Origin of the sequence: Lysinibacillus sp. 2017, from assembly GCF_003073375.1 — a bacterium.
Taxonomy (GTDB): Bacteria; Bacillota; Bacilli; order Bacillales_A; family Planococcaceae; genus Solibacillus.
In genome coordinates this window covers 3,068,707-3,089,009 of sequence record NZ_CP029002.1, presented here as the reverse complement: position 1 = coordinate 3,089,009, position 20,303 = coordinate 3,068,707, and the positions used below count along the sequence as shown (strand labels likewise).

Here is a 20,303-nt window from a genome sequence, read left to right as displayed (position 1 = left end):
AAATCGTACTGGAAAGAGGGTTGTTATGAAAATGAAAATTGATTTAGCAAAAAACTTTGAAGAAATGTTTGGTGGTCTAACAACATACACAGCAACTGTAGAAGCGAATCGCTGTTTATATTGCTATGATGCACCTTGTATTCAAGCATGTCCAACGAGTATTAATATTCCAAGCTTTATAAAGAAAATTGCTACGAAGAATATGAAGGGCTCTGCTCGTGTCATTATGGAATCAAATCCAGTAGGAGCAAGTTGTGCACGTGTTTGTCCAACGATTGAGCTTTGTGAGGGAGCATGTGTTTTAAATAGCGAAGAGAAACCAATTCAAATCGGTCATTTACAACGATATGCAACGGATTGGCTACGTGAATCAAATGTAAATTTATTTACTCCACAGCCAGCGAACGGCAAGAAAATTGCGATTATTGGAAGCGGACCTGCAGGATTATCTGCTGCGCGAGAATTGGCATTATTAGGCTATGGTGTGACAATTTACGAAGCAGATGAAAAAGCGGGGGGCTTAAATTACTACGGAATCGTTTCATTCCGCTTACCACAAGATGTCGTGGAGTGGGAAGTACAACAAGTACAAAAACTTGGCGTTGAAATAAAAACGAGCACAAAAATAGGAGAAGATGTTCTAGTTGATGATCTCCTTGCCAATTTCGATCGTATCATCGTAGCGGTTGGAATGGGGAAAGTACCAATGCTAGGCATTGAAGGTGAAAATTTAGAAGGGGTATATGATGCGATTGATTTTGTAAAAGAATCAAAAGCTACGTTTACTGATAAGGTACAAGGTAAAAAGGTAGTTGTAATCGGCGCTGGTAATACGGCAATCGACGCAGCGACATGTTCAGTTCGATTGAATGCAGAGAAAGTTCAGATTGTTTACCGCCGTACATCTAAAGAAATGACAGCATATGACTTTGAATATGATTTTGCCAAGCAAGACGGTGTTGAATTTAGGTGGTTATCGTTACCTAAGCGAATCATTGGGGATGAAAACGGCAAAGTAATTGGTATGGAATGTATGAAAATGGAGTTAACTGGAACGGAAAATGGAAAAGGTACTTTGACTGAAATTCCTGGTTCTGAATTTGTCATTGAAACGGATGCCGTCATTCGAGCAATTGGTCAATCAAAACATTCCGAGCTAGTTGAACACTTAGGCTTAGCAAATACTCGTGGGGTAATTGATGTAGATATGAACAGTTTAAAGACATCGAATCCGAAGATTTATGCTTGTGGTGATGTTATTTATGGAAATGGCTACGGAGAAGCAACGGTAGTGTCTGCGGCGCAACAAGGAAAAGATTCAGCGTACGCAATTCATAATGAACTTAATGTAACTTCAGATATTGCATAGGGGGTATTCAAATGGCAGATTTAAGTATAAATTTTGCTGGTATAAAGTCACCAAATCCTTTTTGGTTAGCATCAGCACCACCAACAAACTCGGGCTATCAAGTTCAAAGAGCATTTGAAGCAGGCTGGGGGGGCGCGGTTTGGAAGACGTTAGGGGATCCAATTTTAAACGTTTCTTCCCGTTTTGCAGCAGTTAGTTTTAATGGGCAAAAGGTTGCAGGGTTTAACAATATTGAGTTAATCACAGATCGTCCGTTAGAAGTAAATTTAAAAGAGATTTATGAAACGAAGAAACGATTCCCAAATCATGCGATTATCGCCTCGATAATGGTAGAACCAAAAGCGGAAAAGTGGCATGAAATCGTCAAAAAACTTCAAGATGTTGGAATAGATGGATATGAATTGAATTTTGGTTGTCCCCATGGAATGGCTGAGCGCGGAATGGGGTCAGCTTCGGGTCAAGTTCCAGAACTAGTAGAAAAGCAGACCTATTGGGCGAAAGAGTATGCACAAGTACCTGTAATTGTAAAACTAACTCCTAATATTACTGATATTACTGTGACAGCTGAAGCTGCCGTACGAGGTGGTGCTGACGCAATTAGTATGATTAACACAATTAATAGTTTGGCTGGCGTTGATTTAAATTCTTGGAATACAATCCCGCATGTTGGAAACAAGGGTGCTCATGGTGGTTATTGTGGTCCAGCAGTTAAACCGATTGCACTGAATATGGTTGGTGAGTGTGCTAGAAATCCGTATATAAATGTACCGATTTCAGGAATTGGTGGGATTTCAAACTGGCAAGATGCGGCTGAATTTATATTAATGGGTTCTACAAGCGTACAAATTTGTACAGCAGCAATGCATCATGGGTTTAGCATTGTAGAAGATATGAATGATGGATTAAGCAATTATTTAGATGAAAAAGGTTTATCTTCGGTGATGGATTTAGTAGGAAAAACAGTACCGAAATATTCTGATTGGGGCGATTTAGATTTAAATTACAAAGTTGTAGCAGAGATCAATAATGACATTTGTATTAACTGTAATAAGTGTCACATTGCATGCGAAGATACTGCACATCAATGTATAGACTTATATTCAGAGAATGGGCGTCCAATGCTAAAGGTTCGTGAAGAGGACTGTGTAGGTTGTAATTTATGTTCGATTGTATGTCCAGCAGAAGGTGCAATTACGATGAAAGAATTAGCTCATACGCAACCACCAATGACATGGAACGAAAGGCAGTCATTAATTACGGGATTCGCTACTACTGGTTCAAGTACTGTCCGTTAATTGGTCTTGTGAAATCTAATAAGATGAGGTGTAGCTATGTCGAATTCAAAAAGTTCAAGTAATAATTATTTGAAATCTCCAGATTTACTTCCTGTCACATACGAGAATCGTAGTATCGGGATGGTTGGTTTTGGCGTAATTTGGGTAGGAATGGCCATTGTATTAGCTGCATTTGCTATAGGTGCAGGTGGAATTATTAATTTAAGTATGCCGATGTTAATACTTGCAACATTAGTAGGGTCTATTTTAATTGGTATCTTCATGGTAGTTATTGGTGATATCGGTGTAGAACACGGCTTATCGTTTCCTGTATATATGCGTGCCCCATTCGGAACAATTGGTACACATTTACCATCATTTGCACGTGCATTTACAGCTTCTTGTTGGTTTGGTATTAATACGTATTTCGGCTCTTTAGCAATTAATGGAATTTTAAACATTATGATTGGTTTTGACAATTGGTTTGTGTGTTTCCTTGTATTTGCGGGGTTACAACTATTAAACGTATCGTTAGGAATTAAATCAATCGAGCGTTTCGCAGATTTTGCTGCACCAATTATCATTTTTATTTCAATTTGGATGTACTTACAATTATCTGCTGAAGCAAAAGAACAGGGGAAAGCGGTATGGTCTTGGGTAGAAGCACCGCAAACTGGTTTTGAACAGTTTACTGCATTTATGATAGTTGCAATGGCGATCATGGGCTTCTGGGCTACTTTAGCTGCGGATATGCCAACACTTTCACGTCACTTAAAAGCACCGAAACATGAACGTAACTGGTTCAAACGAAATAAATCACAGTTATTAGGTTCACTTATTGTTCAACCTATTTTTAATACATTAATGATTGTTATTGGTGCGGTATGTTACATGGCAACTGGTTCAGGTGACCCAATAAACGCACTTCAACAAGCTGCAGGTGGTATTGTCCTGGTTGTGCTATTATCGATGATCGTATTAGCTCAATGGTCCACTAATACTTCTGCAAATGTAATCCCGGCAGCCACAATTTTTTCGAATATCGGAGGACCAAAAATACCTTTCTGGGTTGGAGTAGTGTTTGCCGGGATTGTCGGTACAGCTGTTCAACCGTGGAGCTTATTCGATGTTTTAAATAGCGTGTTACTCATTGTTGGTGGAATTTTATCTTCTATTGTAGGTATTTTATTTGCTGATTATTATTTACTTCGTAAGAGACGAGTAAATGTAAAAGATTTATATGAGGTAAATGGACAGTATCGTTATTTAAAGGGTGTCAATTTAGCTGGAATTATTGCTTGGATTATTGGTGGATTAATCGCTAACATTTGGCCGGCGTATTCATCGTTAATCGGCTTCGCTGTAGGGGCAGCAATTTACTATGTGTTAGCAAAATTCTGGTGGTTTAAGAAGTATCCACAAGCAGAAATTCTTAATCCAAGTGATGAAGAATATTTAGGTATTACAGCTGGACGCAGTTGGGAAATTGAAGTGGAGGCAGAACCGATTGGTGTTCCAACATCGGTTTCTACAGATTAAAATGTAAACGAGGTGTTCATATGTCAGAATATCAGTTTGTAAAAGAAGAAATTCAGCAAATTGATCAACTACTAGCTGAGAACTATACTTTTAAAAGTATAAATGAAAATTTAGAGGGAGCTTTTGTTACTTTCATCAATGTAGAAAATAACGAAGAGCGTTTGTTGCATATTAAAATGGCAGATAGTCGAAAATACTTTTCTTATAAATTACAAGAACAGTTAAATGAGTAGTATTAGAATTTGATGGAGGCTGGGATAAAAACCACCCCAATAATGAAAGGCCCCGGAAATTTTACTGACCGTAAATATTTCCGGGGCTTTGGTTATTTCTGTTTGCAAATAATAAAATCTTGCCAACAGCATACTTTAAATGTATTCCTTAATATTTCAAAAATAGTGAATACATTTTTGCTTTTGTTACGTACATACTAATGAAGCCGCTTTTGAAATTAGTTCGGCATGTTTTTTGCTTGCTGTGCCTGTCCATACATATTAAGCATTAAGTTCATATCTGCTTGTGCAAATTGCGGTACTTGATAAATGCCTTTTTTGTTTTGGTACAGGGATAGTTCAAAAGCCATTTCGATACAGTTTGGCACAGAGTCTTGAAGGACGCGTCGTACAACTGGGTTTGTGGATTCTAATGCAGCCGTTGTTTTTCCAGTGGCCCCAGTTTTGTGACAGCCGAGCATAAAGCCGGAAATGATGGCATCATTCAGCTCATTGGCTGATTGGATTGGTTTTTTAGGTTCACCCGGTGTTAAACCGTAATTAGTATCATTCCCGATTTGCATTTTGTAGGAACGTGTCGGATGTGTTGGATCTTGTCCCGTTTTATAAACTTCCATCGTTATATTATATTCGTCGAGCATGAATGCATATTGACGGTCTAAAATGGATAATAGTTCTTGATCTTGTACTTTGTCACGAAGTAGTACGAATTGATTTAAACCTGCAATCATTGCGCTTAATACTTCATGAACATCAAGTAGCTCATGTGCACCGTGATTCATCGAAAGTGGCATCGAATTGTCTTGAGATTGGGATGATTGGGTAAACATTATATAACCTCCATAATAAAATTTCGTACACCTTTATTGTGGCAAATGAAAATTAATTTATGCATGATTATTATGGGAATTGAAGAAAGGGGAATTTTGAATGAAAAATGAAAAAGGAAGTGCACTAATTATTGTGATAGCAATTATCGCAGTAATTGGAATCGCAGCAATGCTTGTTATTCCAAAATACAATAATTTAGTAACAGGTGAAGAAAAAGTAGATTCTGCTTGGGCGCAAGTGGAAAATCAATTGCAACGTCGATTTGATTTAATTCCAAACTTAGTGAATACAGTAAAAGGATATGCAAAACATGAGGAAGAAGTATTCACGCAAATTGCAGAAGCAAGAACAAAATATGGTGGGGCCGATACTGTAGAAGAAACGGCAGAAGCGAGTAATGATTTATCATCTGCCTTATCACGTTTATTAGTAATTGTTGAAAATTATCCAGAGCTAAAGGCGGATGTTCAGTTCACGCGTTTAATGGATGAACTAGCAGGTACTGAAAACCGTTTAGCCGTAGCGCGCAAAGATTATAATGACACCGTTCAAACATTTAATAATAATGTACGCCGCTTCCCAGGGAACTTAATCGCAGGGATGTTCGGCTTTGAGAAAAAGGATTACTTTGAAATTAAAGACGGTGTAGAAGAATCGCCAACAGTTGACTTTGGGAGTGATGATTAATGCGCATCAAGCTGTTGCTGCTTGTAATGTTTTCGTTACTAGCTTTACCACTTCAAACCATTGCAGCGGCCATTCCAGAAAAACCAGCGTATAATTCGTATGTTTATGATTTCGAAAATGTCATTTCAGACGATGTCGAACAACAACTTATTCAATCAGCAAAAGCATTAGAGGGTTCAACTGGAAATGTGATTGTGATGATGACGATTGATACAATCGGAGGATTAGATCCGTATGAATTTGGGACAGAAACGATGCGAGCTTGGGGAATTGGGGACGAACAACGCGATAACGGCATGCTTATTTTTGCCACAACGGATCAAGGCCCAGGAAAAAATGACATTTGGGTAACAGTTGGTGATGGTCTTGAAGGCGATTATCCGGATGGTTTGCTAGGTAGTATGATCGATACGTATATGATGCCGTATTTAGTGAACGGTGATTATACAAATGCCTTTGCTAATATTTTTTCGCAGTTCTATGAAGAAATGGGAGGTCAGGCAGGTGGTGCTGATTTAGTGAAACCCGTTTCAACGGATGATGAGGAAGGGCTTCCAATAGGTATTATTATTCTCGTTGTTATCATTTATATTATCGTCACGAAATTTGGTGGCGGCGGTCCAGGTAATCGTCGACGCACTGCACGCCGTGTGTATCGAAACGGTGGCTTCCCAGGAGGTTTCGGTGGCGGATTTGGAGGCGGTTTCGGTGGTGGTGGCGGATCATCAGGTGGATTTGGAGGCTTCGGCGGCGGCGGATCATCAGGTGGCGGAGCAGGTAGGAATTTTTAATTTAGAAATCGAAAACATCCTATAAGTTTAGATGCTTATGGGATGTTTTTTTGATGGTAAATATTTGAGTGAATTTCTATAATGGAATTACGCAAATAATAGAAGGGAAGAACTAAATGAACATCAAATTTTATTCTCGCCCAAACTGCGAGCTATGTATGGAAGGCTTACAAATTTTAAAAATCGTTCAAGAAGATCTTCCATTTGAAATCGATCAATATAATATTGAAGACAATGATGTACTGCATGAAAAGTATATGCTCATGATTCCAGTTGTGGAGTTTAAGGATGAAGTCATTCAATACGGACGCCTGGATTATCCAACATTGTTTGAGGCGCTGAGTAAGTAATTACGAGCGCCTTAGCAAAAGATATGGAACATTAATCCAGAAATTTGTTGCAAATAAATACTATTCATTTTATAATGAAGCTACAAATTATTTTTTTATTCCGAGTGGGACTAAAAATAATTTATTGGGACAAAATATGTCCAACAATAATGAGTAGGTGGTATTTTGGACAACGTTTCGTTTTTTGAAGCAGAACGCAAACTAGTGCCTGAAATCGATACTTTTTTTAAAAAGCGATTTCGTGTGTTACAAGCGTTAGCGACATTTGGCCCAATTGGTAGGAGAGCTTTAGCAGAACAATTACACGTGACAGAGCGAGACATTCGCAATGAAACGACCGTTTTAAGCGAACAACAACTGATTATTGTGCAGCAAAAAGGCATGTTTTGTACTGAACAAGGGTATGAAGTATTAGAACAACTGTATTCATTGTTCCGAGAATTATCAGGCTTAGCGGCAAAAGAGCAACAACTTACGCAACACTTTAATATTGAACGCGTTATTATCGTTCCAGGAAATGTAGAAATGGATTTGACAGTGAGACATCAGCTCGGCAAAGAAGCGGCTAGTATTTTAATCGAAAGCGCACAAGGGAAAGATAAAATTGCGGTGACTGGTGGTAGTACCGTTGCAGCAATCGGTGAATTTTTATCGGCGATTCCACCATTAAATCGTGCGAACTTTATAGCAGCGCGTGGAGGTATGGGCGATGAAATGACGTTCCAAGCAAACACGTTAGTCGCAAAATTTGCTCAAAAATGTGAAGCAACGTATCGAACGTTATTTTTACCAGAGCATTTAAGCGAGCAAGCCTATAAAGCGATGAAGCAAGAGCCGATGATTGAAGAAATGATGGCACTTTACGAACAAGTCAATATCGTCATTCATGGGATAGGCGCAGCACAGGAAATGGCAGTACGTCGTAATAGTACTGAGCAAGAACAACATTCACTTGAAGAAAAAGGTGCAGTTGGGGAAGCGTTTGGCTATTATTTTAACGAAGCGGGTGACATCGTTCATCATATTCGGACGATTGGTATTCAGCTCGAACAGGTAAAAAAAGCACAAACGATACTTGCTATCGCAGCAGGTGCCAATAAAGCAAATGCGATTCAAGCGTATTTTAAAAATGCCGCGAAGCAAACTACTTTAATTACTGATGAGCAAACGGCAAATGAAATTATTTCAAATTTAACTTAGTTTTTAAAAGTATCATAAAATATGCATACTGTTTAAATAAATAATTTATTGGAGGAATTAACATGGCATTAAAATTAGCAATTAACGGATTTGGTCGTATCGGACGTTTAGTGTTCCGTGAGGCAATGAAGCACGAGGAATTTGAAGTAGTTGCAGTAAATGACTTAACAGACGCTGGTCAGCTAGCACATTTATTGAAATATGATTCAGTTCATGGTGTGTACGATGCAGATGTAAAAGCAGAAGATGATGCATTTATCGTAAATGGAAAACGAATTCAAGTGTATTCAGAAAAAGATCCAGCGAAATTACCATGGGGTGAACTTGGCGTAGATGTAGTACTTGAATGTACTGGCAAATGGCGTTCAATGGAAGAAGTTTCAAAACATATTGAAGCCGGCGCGAAAAAAGCGATCCTTTCAGCTCCAGCAAAAGGCGATATGCCAACTTACGTAATGGGTGTTAACCATACAGAGTATGATCCATCTGAATCAGTTATTTCAAATGCATCATGTACGACAAACTGTTTAGCGCCGTTTGCAAAAGTATTAGACGAAAAATTCGGCATTAAACGTGGTATGATGACAACAATTCACTCATACACAAATGATCAACGTATCCTTGATTTCCCGCACTCTGACCCACGTCGTGCACGTGCTGGCGCGGTATCAATGATTCCAACAACTACAGGTGCAGCGGTTGCTGTATCAAAAGTATTACCACAATTAAAAGGCAAATTAGATGGTTTCTCAATGCGCGTTCCAACACCGAACGTATCATGTGTAGACTTAGTTGTAGAACTAAACACTGATGTAACAGTTGATTCGATCAACGCAGCATTTAAAGAAGCGTCTGAAGGCGAATTAAAAGGTATTCTAGCATATAACGAATTACCATTAGTATCAATCGATTATAATGGTAATCCATCTTCTTCAACAATTGATGGCTTATCAACAATGGTTATGGAAGGTCGTATGGCGAAAGTAGTTTCTTGGTATGACAATGAAATCGGCTACTCAACTCGTTTAATGGACTTAGCATTATATATCGCAGCACAAGGTATTAAAGTAAAATAATTAATTGTGACATACTTTTTTCGAATAATAGAAAAAGTGTGACATATTGATGGCTGTTCGTCATAAAAAGTATAGCCTTTAATTACAGTAAACCTTATAATATATTAGGGTAAAAGAGCGGAAGGGAATTACCCATCCGCTCTTTTTTTACAATATAATAATTTAAGGGCAACACAAGACAGCTCAAGCGAATTTTGATACTATTTGAACTAGCAACGATACTATCCACATAATAATTAATTGGTCTAATAATAAGGGGGATTTTCTTTATGTTTTTAAAGAAGTCAATGAACGATGTAGAAGTGCAAGGTAAACGCGTATTTGTACGTGTTGATTTTAATGTTCCAATGGAGGAAGGCCGTATTACTGACGAAACACGTATTCGTGCCGCAATTCCTACAATCGAACAATTAGTGAACGCGGGTGCAAAGGTTATCTTAGCTTCTCACCTTGGACGTCCAAAAGGCGAAGTAAACGAAGACATGCGCTTAACAGCAGTAGGTACTCGCCTAGCACAATTACTAAACAAACCTGTAACAAAATTAGATGAATCAATCGGTGAAGCCGTTGAAACGGTAGTCAACAACATGCAAGAAGGCGACATCGTACTACTTGAAAATGTTCGCTTCCATAAAGGTGAAGAGAAAAACGACGAAGCATTAGCTAAAGAATTTGCCAAACTAGCGGATCTTTACGTAAATGATGCATTCGGCGCAGCTCACCGTGCACATGCTACAACAGAAGGTATCACGAAATTCGTACCAGCTGTATCCGGCTTACTTATGGAAAAAGAATTAGATGTATTAGGGAAAGCATTATCAAACCCAGAACGTCCATTCACTGCCATTATCGGTGGTGCAAAAGTAAAAGATAAAATCGGTGTTATCGAAAACTTACTTGATAAAGTCGATCACCTAATTATCGGTGGTGGCTTAGTATTCACATTCGTAAAAGCAATGGGTCACGATATCGGTAAGTCGCTATTAGAAGAAGATAAAATCGAATTAGCAAAAAGCTTCATCGAGCAAGCAAAAACAAAGGGCGTTCAGTTACATATGCCAGTTGATGCAGTTGTAGCGAGCGAGTTTTCAAAAGATGCTGAAACAAAAGTAGTGGCAATCGATGCAATCCCTTCAGACTGGATGGGACTTGATATCGGACCAAAAACAGCAGCCAACTATGCAGAAGTGATCAAAGCGTCAAAATTAATCATTTGGAATGGACCAATGGGTGTATTCGAAATGGAAAAATTCGCAAACGGTACAAAAACGGTAGCAGATGCCATGGCAACAACAGCAGGTTACACAATTATCGGTGGTGGGGATTCAGCTGCAGCAGTTGAAAAATTCGAAGTTGCATCACAAATGAACCACATTTCAACAGGTGGCGGTGCTTCATTAGAATTAATGGAAGGCAAAGAATTACCAGGTATCGTAGCGTTAAATGATAAATAAAATCGGAGGTATTTTGAATGCGTAAACCAATCGTAGCAGGAAACTGGAAAATGTATAAAACATTTGATGAGGCGGTTGATTTTGTTGAAGAAATTCAACAAGCGATTCCATCTTCAGACAAAGTAGATGCTGTTGTTTGTTCACCAGCACTTTACTTACCAACATTAGTCGTTGCGGCAGAAGACTCGTCTTTGGCAATCGGCGCACAAAACATGCACTTTGAAGATGAAGGCGCATTTACAGGCGAAATTAGCCCAGCCATGCTTTCAAATATTCAGGTAGATTACGTGATTTTAGGTCACTCTGAGCGTCGTGAACTCTTCAACGAAACAGACGAAGCAGTAAATAAAAAAGTACGCGCGGCATTAACACATGGCATCGTGCCAATCATTTGCTGCGGCGAAACATTAGAAGAGCGTGAAGCAGGTTCTACAGAACGCAAAGTAGCAGGACAAATTACAAAAGCTTTAGAAGGCTTTGCAGCTGCTGAAGTGGAACATATGGTCATTGCTTATGAACCGATTTGGGCAATTGGCACAGGTAAAACAGCAACGGCTGATGATGCCAATGCAGTTTGTGGTGCAATTCGTGCAGTAGTTGAGAAGTTATATGGGAAAGAAACAGCTGATAAAGTACGTATTCAATACGGCGGCAGCGTGAAACCAGAAAATATCGAAGAATTACTTACTAAAGAACATATTGATGGCGCATTAGTTGGAGGAGCAAGCTTACAAGTAGCATCATTCATGAAATTATTGGAGGCGGCAGCAAATGCCTAAACAACCAGTTGCATTAATTATTTTAGACGGTTTTGCCTTCCGCGATGAAGTAAAAGGTAATGCCGTAGCGCAAAGCTATAAACCAAATTTTGATCGTTATTACAATGCATATCCGCATGCAACATTAGTGGCGAGTGGTGAAGCGGTAGGTCTACCAGAAGGTCAAATGGGGAACTCTGAAGTGGGACACTTAAATATTGGTGCAGGTCGTGTTGTGTATCAAAGCTTAACACGCATTCATAAATCAATACGTGAAGGGGACTTCTTCCGTAACGAACAATTTTTAGCGGCAATTGAGCATGCAAAAGCGCATGGTTCCAAGCTTCATTTAATGGGCTTACTTTCAGATGGCGGTGTACACAGTCATTATGAACACCTATTTGCGCTATTAAAACTAGCGAAAGCAAATGGTTTAGAGCAAGTTTATGTACATGGTTTTTTAGATGGTCGTGATGTTGGTCCAACAACAGCACTTGGTTACATTTTAGAAACAGAAAAACAAATGCAAGAAATAGGTATTGGTAAATTTGCATCCATTCATGGTCGCTATTATGCAATGGACCGTGATCGTCGCTGGGAACGCGTACAATTAACGTATAACGCATTAGTAAATGGTATTGGCCAAACAGCAGCGACAGCTACAGCTGGTATCCAAGCTTCATATGACCGCGATGTAGCGGATGAATTCGTCATTCCGTTTGTACTTACTGAACAAGGTGCTCCAGTTGCGACGATAGACACGAATGATGCTGTTATCTTCTTCAACTTCCGTCCAGACCGAGCGATTCAGCTTTCGACGGTGTTAACAAATGATCATTGTGAAGGACTACAATTATCTGAAAAGCACCCAACGAATTTGAAATTTGTATCATTCACACATTACAGTGATGATGTAAATGCGCAAGTGGCGTTTCAATCCGATAACTTAGTGAATACGATTGGTGAAGTTGTTTCGAAAGCAGGAAAAACGCAATTACGTATCGCAGAAACTGAAAAGTATCCACATGTAACCTTCTTTATGAGCGGTGGTCGTGAGGAAAAATTTGCTGGGGAAGAACGAATTTTAATCGCTTCACCAAAAGTTGCAACCTATGATCTAAAACCTGAGATGAGTGCTTATGAAGTGACAGATGCCCTAGTAAAAGGAATTGAAGCAGATAAATATGATGCCATCATTTTAAATTTTGCAAATCCTGATATGGTTGGTCACTCTGGTATGCTTTTACCTACGATTAAAGCGATTGAAGCAGTAGATGTGTGTTTAGGTCGTGTAGTGGATACGATTTTAGCAAAAGGTGGTCATGCGATTATTACGGCAGACCACGGGAACTCAGATGAAGTTGTCACATTAGACGATCAGCCGATGACGGCACACACAACGAACCCAGTACCAGTCATTGTAACAAAGTCCGGTGTTACGCTTTATGAAGATGGTATTTTAGCCGATTTAGCGCCAACGATGTTAGATCTATTAACAATTGAACAACCTGTTGAAATGACAGGGAAATCGTTAATTATCCCGAACGAAAACTAATTTCGCGCGGTTAATTATATCGCTTGTACTTTTGTTTACAAGCACCTAATAAATTTACGTACAGAGGAGATTTTTATTATGCCATTCATTACTCAAGTATATGCTCGTGAAGTGTTAGACTCTCGCGGTAACCCAACAGTAGAAGTTGAAGTATTCACAGAATCAGGTGCATTTGGTCGCGCTATCGTGCCATCTGGTGCATCAACTGGTGAATATGAAGCAGTAGAATTACGTGATGGAGACAAAGGTCGTTACTTAGGTAAAGGTGTTGAAAAAGCGGTAGATAACGTAAATACAGTTATCGCTGAAGAATTAGAAGGTCAATATTCTGTATTAGACCAAGTTGTAATTGACCAAGCATTAATCGAGCTTGACGGTACAGACAACAAAGGTAAATTAGGTGCAAACGCAATCCTTGGTGTATCAATGGCAGTAGCGCACGCAGCAGCTGATTATTTAGATATTCCTTTATACCAATACTTAGGCGGTTTCAACTCGAAACAATTACCAGTACCAATGATGAACATCATCAATGGTGGTGAACATGCTGATAACAACGTAGACGTTCAAGAATTCATGGTTATGCCAGTAGGTGCAAAATCATTTAAAGAAGCATTACGTATGGGCGCAGAAATTTTCCATAACTTAAAAGCTGTATTAAAAGGCAAAGGCTACAACACAGCTGTAGGTGATGAAGGTGGTTTCGCACCAAACCTTGGTTCAAATGAAGAAGCGATTACAATCATTCTTGAAGCAATCGAAAAAGCAGGCTACAAACCAGGTGAAGAAGTGAAGTTAGCAATGGATGTTGCTTCTTCTGAACTTTATGATGATGCAAAAGGTAAATACGTATTAGCTGGTGAAGGCGTAGAAAAAACTTCTGAAGAAATGGTAGCTTGGTACGAAGAGTTAACTGCTAAGTACCCAATCATTTCAATCGAAGACGGCTTAGATGAAAACGACTGGGCTGGTCATAAATTATTAACGGAACGCATTGGTGACCGCGTACAATTAGTAGGGGACGACCTATTTGTAACAAACACTTCTAAATTATCTCGTGGTATTAAAGAAGGCGTTGGTAATGCAATTCTTATTAAAGTAAACCAAATTGGTACACTTACAGAAACTTTCGATGCAATTGAAATGGCAAAACGCGCTGGTTACACGGCTGTTATCTCTCACCGTTCAGGCGAATCAGAAGATAACACAATTGCTGACATCGCAGTAGCAACAAATGCAGGTCAAATCAAAACAGGTGCACCATCTCGTACAGACCGCGTTGCGAAGTATAACCAATTACTACGTATCGAAGATCAGTTAGGCGATACTGCACGTTTTGAAGGTCTTAAATCGTTCTATAACTTAAATAAATAATTGCAACATTTTTAGTGGAGCACTCAATTAGGATAACAATTCCCAATTGAGTGCTTTTTTGTGACATTCTTTTGAGGAGAGGGTGTATCCTGTGTGGAAGTTAAAATACTGGAAGGTATGTTAGTTATGTGAGTGGTGAGAAGATAGAAAGTTGTAGTTCTAGGGAAGTCGTGAGTAAGTAAAAGGGCAAAAGAGAATGTTTGAATGCTGCTGTGAGGTTAGGAAACTGGTGTGTGAAAAATGTAGATAAGATGTTTAATGAGAAAGGAAAGTTTAATCTGTCTGTATTTTTAATATTCTAACAATAACTATAAAATGGAAAACAATAAAGGTCAATAGGTTTGTGGAAATTAATTGGAAATTGTAGTTTTAAGGCAGATTGAGTTTATTTTAGGTGAATGGTGGTTTGAAGAAATAGAGGGATATAATGGAACTTACGACTCATATTTTAGACAAAATAAAGTAAATAATAGACTATTCTTCATTCAATTAAAGTGATTAAAAGGTAAATTCAATCGAAAATCTCTCGGAAATGTCGTTATTCCTTGGAATTTGTTTTGAAAAATCATTTCCAAGTTTCACGATAATCTTATATAGTTAATGAAAAGGAAAAAATAGGGTGGTGCATAAGATGGAGGAAAAATCACAGCAACTAGTGAAGAAAACCAAAAAGGCAATTCGTAAAATGAAGAAGCGAGAAAATATTAGCAAAAAGAAAAAGTTACTACCGATACCACAAAAACTAGAGTATATCGTGAATGATGAAATGGAAAGTGTCCTTATTAAAGGAGAATTCACAAAGCTAAACAGTCACTCAGCAGACAACAAAATGTATCTTCGTTTCAAGCTCAGTGGCCAGCAAGATTTTCCGACGTTTGGCTATCAGGCAAAAATCCCTGTACAATCATCGGCACAATTCCAATTTGAAATTGCACAGGCTGCACTATTGGATGAAGATGAAATTTCCATTCAATTATTTAATGACCAAGGACAAGCTTCAGAAACTTTCACTTGTCGTTATGTAAAAAAAGAAATGAAAGTAACAGAAGCGTTAGTTCACTAGAAAGCCAATTAAACACAACGATAATTTAAACAAAAACAAGCATGGCACTCTATAATTGAGTAGCCATGCTTGTTTTTGTTTATAAATTAAATTTCACCAAAGGCGTGCATGTTTGAAACGATGGTACCACTTGCATTAGCTGCCAAGCGTGATGTCAGTGAATGTCGATTTAATACGTTTGAGTGATTGTTTAATAAAGATAAGATTTGGGTGTATCGTTTGGGCGGGCTAAGCACAAAGTCACCTAGATCCGTTGCACGTATCTATGCGACTTTTCTTCGTGCTTTGTGTAAGGCCCGCCCATATAAAGTGTATCTTTTCAAACTTTTTTAAAATAAGGTAAGGCGCTATGCTAACGCAAGGCGCCTGTCTTTTTATATGGAGAATCGTTTTTATATGGATTTAATCATCTATTTATATAAAAGCAAAACCGTGATAATCTCTTTTTCCACCAAATCTAATGGAATCGCTTTATTACACGAAAGGCGCCTTTGCTTGCAACAGCGCCTCACTTTTTTAAAAGACCTTTAATGGACTATGCTATGATTGGCGGTCACTACCAAGGCGCAAAGAAGAGTCGTACAGATATGTGCAACATATCTTTGCGACTCTGGGCGCCCAGCCCGCCAAAACCTGATACACTTTCATGACCTTTTTTATTAGAAGATGACTAGCTATTATAATCCCTTTGCTCCATCAAATATAATAGATTCGCTTTATTAGACGAAAGGCGCCTTTGCTTGCAACAGCGCCTCACTTTTTTAAAAGACATTTATTGGACTATGCTGCGATTGGCGGGTCACTACCAAGGCGCAAAGAAGAGTCGTACAGATATGTGCAACATATCTTTGCGACTCTGGGCGCCCAACCCGCCAAACCAAGTACACTTTCAAAGCCTCTTTATCAAGAAAAACACTCTTAACAAATACTAGATTCACAAAAAATGGATGCACTTTGCCAAGAAACATTGTCAGATTTCTCAGGCTTTGTTATACTAGTAGGTATTGTGACGTCCAAGTCTAGGAGGTGGAGCAAATGCATACGTTATTTACAGTTTTACTTTTAATCGTAGCTTTAGCCTTAATCGCTGTTGTATTATTACAATCAGGTAAAAGTGCTGGTTTATCAGGTGCCATCTCTGGTGGAGCTGAGCAACTATTCGGTAAACAGAAAGCTCGCGGGATGGATCTAGTATTACACCGCACAACGATTGTACTTTCTGTTGCATTCTTCGTTTTAGCATTAGCTATTACTAAATTCTAATCGAATGAACTCAAACGCCTAACCGAGCATTTTTGCCAGGTTAGGCTTTTTCTTTTAGTAAAGGCAAAAAGACAGTATAATAGAAGAAATTGAAAGTTTTAGCGATTCGGTGGTGTGTTCGAATCGTATTTTTCATATTGATTGGAGTAATTACGATGAAAAAGGCATTGTCTTCACCGTTTTTCTTTGAGGCAGGACCAAGAGCGGTCTTATTATTACATGGTTTTACAGGGAGCTCAGCAGATGTTCGTATGCTAGGCAGGTTTCTAGAAAAGCATGGCTACACATCATTAGCCCCACATTATAAAGGACATGGTGTATCACCAGAACAATTAATTGACACGAATCCCGAAGATTGGTGGCAAGACGTTATAAATGGGTATAATACATTGAAAGAAGCAGGCTATGAAGAAATCGCGGTTGCCGGTCTTTCATTAGGCGGCGTTTTTTCATTGAAATTAGCGCTCAATCAACCTGTTAAAGGTGTCGTCACAATGTGTTCACCAATGACGATGCGTACGACAGATATTATGTTCGAAGGCGTCATTGACTATGCAAAACAATACAAAAAACAAGAAGGTAAAAGTGAACAGGAAATTGAATTAGAGATTGAAGCGATTAAAGCGCAAGGAATGGCATCACTGCCACAGTTGCAGCAACTTATTCACGAGGTAAGACAGATGATCGACTTACTTTACGCGCCGATTTTAATTATACAATCGCGTAACGATAAAGTGATCAACCCAGATTCAGCCACTATTATTTATGAAAGCGTCGAATCACTCGATAAAACACTTAGTTGGTATGAAGCGTCTGGACACGTCATTACACTCGATAAAGAAAGAGATCAGCTTCATGAAGAAGTTCATACGTTTTTAAATACATTAGATTGGTTAATCTAATGAAAGAATATAAATTTTTCTGTTCAAAGGAGGTAAATAAATGACTCAACAAAATGATTTACAACAACGCATCCTGGAATTTATGAAGGATGATGATTATAAACCGATGACCGTATCTGAAGTTGAAGAAGCGTTTAAATTAGAGGAAGCGGATGATTTCCGTGAGCTTGTAAAAACGCTTGTTAAAATGGAAGCACTAGGGTTAATCGTACGTTCACGTTCAAATCGTTACGGTTTACCAGAGCGCATGAACTTACTACGCGGTCGTTTTATCGGTAACGCAAAAGGTTTTGGTTTCGTTGCGCCAGAAGAACAAGGGATGGATGATGTATTTATTCCACCGTATGAGATTAATGGTGCGCTAAACGGCGATACCGTATTAGTACGCATTTTAAAAGAATCATCAGGTGACCGTCGTGAAGGTACGATCACTAAAATTGTTGAACGTAGCAAAACGACATTTGTCGGCACATACCAAGCAAATAAAGGCTTTGGTTTTGTGGTAACAGATGATAAAAAACTGAATTTAGATATCTTTATCGCAAAAGATGATTCTCTTGGTGCTGTGGATGGTCATAAAGTAGTCGTAGAAGTAACGCACTGGCCAGATGAAACAAAATCGGCATCAGGGATAGTTACTAAAATTTTAGGACATAAAAACGATCCAGGTGTGGACATTTTATCAATCCTTTATAAATACGATATTCCACCTGAATTCCCAGAAGAAGTGGTGCAAGCTGCTACGGATGTTCCAGATGAAATTTTTGAAAAGGATTTAGTCGGACGTCGTGATTTACGCGATGAAGTCATCGTCACAATTGATGGTGCAGATGCAAAAGATTTAGATGATGCCGTTACTGTTGTAAAAAATGCAGACGGAACATATAAATTAGGTGTACACATTGCAGACGTAAGTTATTACGTAACACAAGGTTCTGTTATCGATACAGAAGCTTATGAGCGTGCGACTTCTGTGTATTTAACAGACCGCGTTATTCCGATGATTCCACATCGCCTGTCTAACGGGATTTGCTCATTAAATCCACAAGTAGACCGTTTAACATTATCATGTGAAATGACTCTTGATGGTGCAGGACAAGTTGTGAAGCATGAGATTTTCCAAAGTGTTATCAAAACGACAGAACGAATGACGTATACGGATGTTTATAAAATTTTAGAGCATGAAGATGAAAATCCAGAGTTAATGGAGCGCTATGAAAAGTTAGTGCCGATGTTCCATGATATGAAGGATTTAGCGCAAATCTTACGCAGCAAACGTATGGGACGCGGGGCCATTGATTTTGATTTTAAAGAATCAAAAGTGTTAGTCAATGAAGAAGGCTGGCCAACTGATATCGTATTACGCGAACGTACTGTAGCTGAGCGTATCATCGAAGAATTCATGCTAGCGGCGAACGAAACAATAGCTGAGCATTTCCACCGAATGCAAGTACCGTTCATTTACCGTATTCACGAAGATCCAAAACCAGAGAAATTACAACGTTTCTTCGAGTTTGTAACGAATTTCGGAATTGTTATTAAAGGTTCAGGAAGCTCGGTACATCCAAAAGCATTACAGGAAATTATTAAATCGATTGAAGGCTTACCAGAAGAGCCAGTTATTTCAACGATGTTACTACGTTCTATGCAGCAAGCGAAATATTATGCGGAATCTTTAGGACACTTTGGTTTATCGACAGAGTTTTATACGCATTTCACGTCACCAATTCGTCGTTACCCAGATTTAATCGTACACCGTTTAATTCGTACGTACTTAATTAATGGAGATACGTCGAAGGAAACTGTTTCTCAGTGGGGTCAAGTGATGGATGAAATTGCAGAACATACATCAACTCGTGAACGTCGCTCGGTTGAAGCAGAACGTGATACGGATGCACTGAAAAAAGCGCAATACATGTCCGATAAAATTGGTGAAGAGTTTGTTGGGATTATTTCATCGATTACGAACTTCGGTATTTTCGTGGAGCTTGAAAATACGGTAGAGGGTCTAATTCATATTTCGAATATGACGGATGACTATTACCGCTTTGAAGACCGTCATATGATGATGATTGGGGAACGTACGGGTCGTCAATTCCGTATCGGAGATGAAGTGAAAATTCGAGTGGCCAATGTAGTCATCGAAGAATCTTCTGTAGATTTTGAATTTGTTGATATGGTTAGCAATGGGCGCCCATCACGTAGACAAACATCAAAAGTCATCTATGCAGGACGTAAAGAAGGTAGCAAAAAAGAGCGCACTGGTGAAAAACGTGATAGTGATCGTCGTAAACCTCGTGGCGGCAGTAAAGAACGCCCAGCTAAAGAGAAAAAACGTAGCGACTCAAATGACCGTGACCCACGTGGCCGCCGTAAAGATGGTAAAGCAGGCGACAAGCCTAAGTTTTACGAGAGCATCGCAAAAGGCAAAAAGAAAAAGAATAAAAAGAAGAAATAACTATGTGAAGCTGTAGGGTTTTTGGTGGATCGATTACAAAAAGCTTCAAGGAAATCCACATAAGAAAAGATATCATTTCACGCACTACGCGTGAAATGTGTTTTTCTACCTACAGCTTCCTTGCAA

The 20,303-nt window shown here is 38.9% G+C and carries 18 protein-coding genes; 17 read left to right on the top strand and 1 reads right to left on the bottom strand.

From position 1 onward, the window contains the following. The first annotated feature begins 31 nt into the window (after positions 1–31). The 4 genes from DCE79_RS15095 to DCE79_RS15080 are packed head-to-tail and all read left to right on the top strand — an operon-like array spanning position 32 to position 4,415. Entirely contained in the window at positions 32–1,369 is a 1,338-nt protein-coding gene (locus DCE79_RS15095) for an NAD(P)-dependent oxidoreductase (protein ID WP_108714513.1), read from the top strand. An 11-nt stretch (positions 1,370–1,380) separates the two neighbouring features. Beyond that, a complete protein-coding gene (gene preA, locus DCE79_RS15090; RefSeq protein ID WP_108713818.1) occupies positions 1,381–2,664 on the top strand; it encodes an NAD-dependent dihydropyrimidine dehydrogenase subunit PreA in 1,284 nt (427 codons plus the stop codon). Between the two features lie 36 nt (positions 2,665–2,700). Next, entirely contained in the window at positions 2,701–4,182 is a 1,482-nt protein-coding gene (locus tag DCE79_RS15085) for an NCS1 family transporter (protein WP_108713817.1), read from the top strand. Between the two features lie 20 nt (positions 4,183–4,202). Beyond that, a complete protein-coding gene (locus DCE79_RS15080) occupies positions 4,203–4,415 on the top strand; it encodes a hypothetical protein (protein ID WP_108713816.1) in 213 nt (70 codons plus the stop codon). A 218-nt stretch (positions 4,416–4,633) separates the two neighbouring features. On the opposite strand, the gene DCE79_RS15075 is transcribed toward DCE79_RS15080, so the two are convergent. Beyond that, positions 4,634–5,245, bottom strand: a complete 612-nt coding sequence (locus tag DCE79_RS15075) for a spore coat protein (protein WP_108713815.1) — start codon at positions 5,243–5,245, stop codon at positions 4,634–4,636. A 100-nt stretch (positions 5,246–5,345) separates the two neighbouring features. Between DCE79_RS15075 and DCE79_RS15070 the strand changes: the two genes are divergently transcribed. The 13 genes from DCE79_RS15070 (at position 5,346) to rnr (ending at position 20,177) form a co-directional block, all read left to right on the top strand. Then, positions 5,346–5,933: a LemA family protein gene (locus DCE79_RS15070; RefSeq protein ID WP_108713814.1), complete on the top strand. Its 588-nt coding sequence runs from the start codon at positions 5,346–5,348 to the stop codon at positions 5,931–5,933. Beyond that, a complete protein-coding gene (locus DCE79_RS15065; RefSeq protein WP_168214697.1) occupies positions 5,933–6,724 on the top strand; it encodes a TPM domain-containing protein in 792 nt (263 codons plus the stop codon). Before DCE79_RS15070 ends, DCE79_RS15065 begins: the two co-directional genes overlap by 1 nt. 116 nt (positions 6,725–6,840) lie before the next feature. Further along, positions 6,841–7,074, top strand: a complete 234-nt coding sequence (locus DCE79_RS15060; RefSeq protein WP_108713813.1) for a glutaredoxin family protein — start codon at positions 6,841–6,843, stop codon at positions 7,072–7,074. A 165-nt stretch (positions 7,075–7,239) separates the two neighbouring features. Continuing rightward, a complete protein-coding gene (locus DCE79_RS15055) occupies positions 7,240–8,274 on the top strand; it encodes a sugar-binding transcriptional regulator (RefSeq protein WP_108713812.1) in 1,035 nt (344 codons plus the stop codon). Between the two features lie 62 nt (positions 8,275–8,336). Continuing rightward, a complete protein-coding gene (gap, locus tag DCE79_RS15050; protein WP_108713811.1) occupies positions 8,337–9,350 on the top strand; it encodes a type I glyceraldehyde-3-phosphate dehydrogenase in 1,014 nt (337 codons plus the stop codon). A 269-nt stretch (positions 9,351–9,619) separates the two neighbouring features. Continuing rightward, positions 9,620–10,804, top strand: a complete 1,185-nt coding sequence (gene pgk, locus DCE79_RS15045; RefSeq protein WP_108713810.1) for a phosphoglycerate kinase — start codon at positions 9,620–9,622, stop codon at positions 10,802–10,804. 17 nt (positions 10,805–10,821) lie between these two features. Next, the gene (gene tpiA, locus DCE79_RS15040; protein ID WP_108713809.1) at positions 10,822–11,583 is read left to right on the top strand and encodes a triose-phosphate isomerase; all 762 of its coding nucleotides are present in this window, start codon (positions 10,822–10,824) and stop codon (positions 11,581–11,583) included. Next, on the top strand, positions 11,576–13,117 hold the full coding sequence (gpmI, locus tag DCE79_RS15035) for a 2,3-bisphosphoglycerate-independent phosphoglycerate mutase (protein WP_108713808.1): 1,542 nt from the start codon (positions 11,576–11,578) through the stop codon (positions 13,115–13,117). Before tpiA ends, gpmI begins: the two co-directional genes overlap by 8 nt. A 78-nt stretch (positions 13,118–13,195) precedes the next feature. Continuing rightward, on the top strand, positions 13,196–14,491 hold the full coding sequence (eno, locus tag DCE79_RS15030; protein ID WP_108713807.1) for a phosphopyruvate hydratase: 1,296 nt from the start codon (positions 13,196–13,198) through the stop codon (positions 14,489–14,491). A gap of 631 nt (positions 14,492–15,122) precedes the next feature. Next, positions 15,123–15,554: a hypothetical protein gene (locus DCE79_RS15025; protein WP_108713806.1), complete on the top strand. Its 432-nt coding sequence runs from the start codon at positions 15,123–15,125 to the stop codon at positions 15,552–15,554. Between the two features lie 1,035 nt (positions 15,555–16,589). Beyond that, positions 16,590–16,817, top strand: a complete 228-nt coding sequence (gene secG, locus DCE79_RS15020) for a preprotein translocase subunit SecG (RefSeq protein WP_108713805.1) — start codon at positions 16,590–16,592, stop codon at positions 16,815–16,817. A gap of 155 nt (positions 16,818–16,972) precedes the next feature. Continuing rightward, entirely contained in the window at positions 16,973–17,719 is a 747-nt protein-coding gene (locus tag DCE79_RS15015; protein WP_108713804.1) for an alpha/beta hydrolase, read from the top strand. A gap of 40 nt (positions 17,720–17,759) precedes the next feature. Next, positions 17,760–20,177 (top strand): ribonuclease R, encoded by a 2,418-nt coding sequence (gene rnr / locus DCE79_RS15010; protein WP_108713803.1) that lies wholly within the window; start codon positions 17,760–17,762, stop codon positions 20,175–20,177. The last annotated feature ends 126 nt before the right edge of the window (positions 20,178–20,303 follow it).

Bases quoted from the DNA above. Each gene is read 5' to 3' on its own strand.
- DCE79_RS15095 (WP_108714513.1), top strand. From the start codon at position 32: ATGAAAATTGATTTAGCAAAAAACTTTGAAGAAATGTTTGGTGGTCTA.
- preA (WP_108713818.1), top strand. From the start codon at position 1,381: ATGGCAGATTTAAGTATAAATTTTGCTGGTATAAAGTCACCAAATCCT.
- DCE79_RS15085 (WP_108713817.1), top strand. From the start codon at position 2,701: ATGTCGAATTCAAAAAGTTCAAGTAATAATTATTTGAAATCTCCAGAT.
- DCE79_RS15080 (WP_108713816.1), top strand. From the start codon at position 4,203: ATGTCAGAATATCAGTTTGTAAAAGAAGAAATTCAGCAAATTGATCAA.
- DCE79_RS15075 (WP_108713815.1), bottom strand. From the start codon at position 5,245: ATGTTTACCCAATCATCCCAATCTCAAGACAATTCGATGCCACTTTCG.
- DCE79_RS15070 (WP_108713814.1), top strand. From the start codon at position 5,346: ATGAAAAATGAAAAAGGAAGTGCACTAATTATTGTGATAGCAATTATC.
- DCE79_RS15065 (WP_168214697.1), top strand. From the start codon at position 5,933: ATGCGCATCAAGCTGTTGCTGCTTGTAATGTTTTCGTTACTAGCTTTA.
- DCE79_RS15060 (WP_108713813.1), top strand. From the start codon at position 6,841: ATGAACATCAAATTTTATTCTCGCCCAAACTGCGAGCTATGTATGGAA.
- gap (WP_108713811.1), top strand. From the start codon at position 8,337: ATGGCATTAAAATTAGCAATTAACGGATTTGGTCGTATCGGACGTTTA.
- pgk (WP_108713810.1), top strand. From the start codon at position 9,620: ATGTTTTTAAAGAAGTCAATGAACGATGTAGAAGTGCAAGGTAAACGC.
- tpiA (WP_108713809.1), top strand. From the start codon at position 10,822: ATGCGTAAACCAATCGTAGCAGGAAACTGGAAAATGTATAAAACATTT.
- gpmI (WP_108713808.1), top strand. From the start codon at position 11,576: ATGCCTAAACAACCAGTTGCATTAATTATTTTAGACGGTTTTGCCTTC.
- eno (WP_108713807.1), top strand. From the start codon at position 13,196: ATGCCATTCATTACTCAAGTATATGCTCGTGAAGTGTTAGACTCTCGC.
- DCE79_RS15025 (WP_108713806.1), top strand. From the start codon at position 15,123: ATGGAGGAAAAATCACAGCAACTAGTGAAGAAAACCAAAAAGGCAATT.
- secG (WP_108713805.1), top strand. From the start codon at position 16,590: ATGCATACGTTATTTACAGTTTTACTTTTAATCGTAGCTTTAGCCTTA.
- DCE79_RS15015 (WP_108713804.1), top strand. From the start codon at position 16,973: ATGAAAAAGGCATTGTCTTCACCGTTTTTCTTTGAGGCAGGACCAAGA.
- rnr (WP_108713803.1), top strand. From the start codon at position 17,760: ATGACTCAACAAAATGATTTACAACAACGCATCCTGGAATTTATGAAG.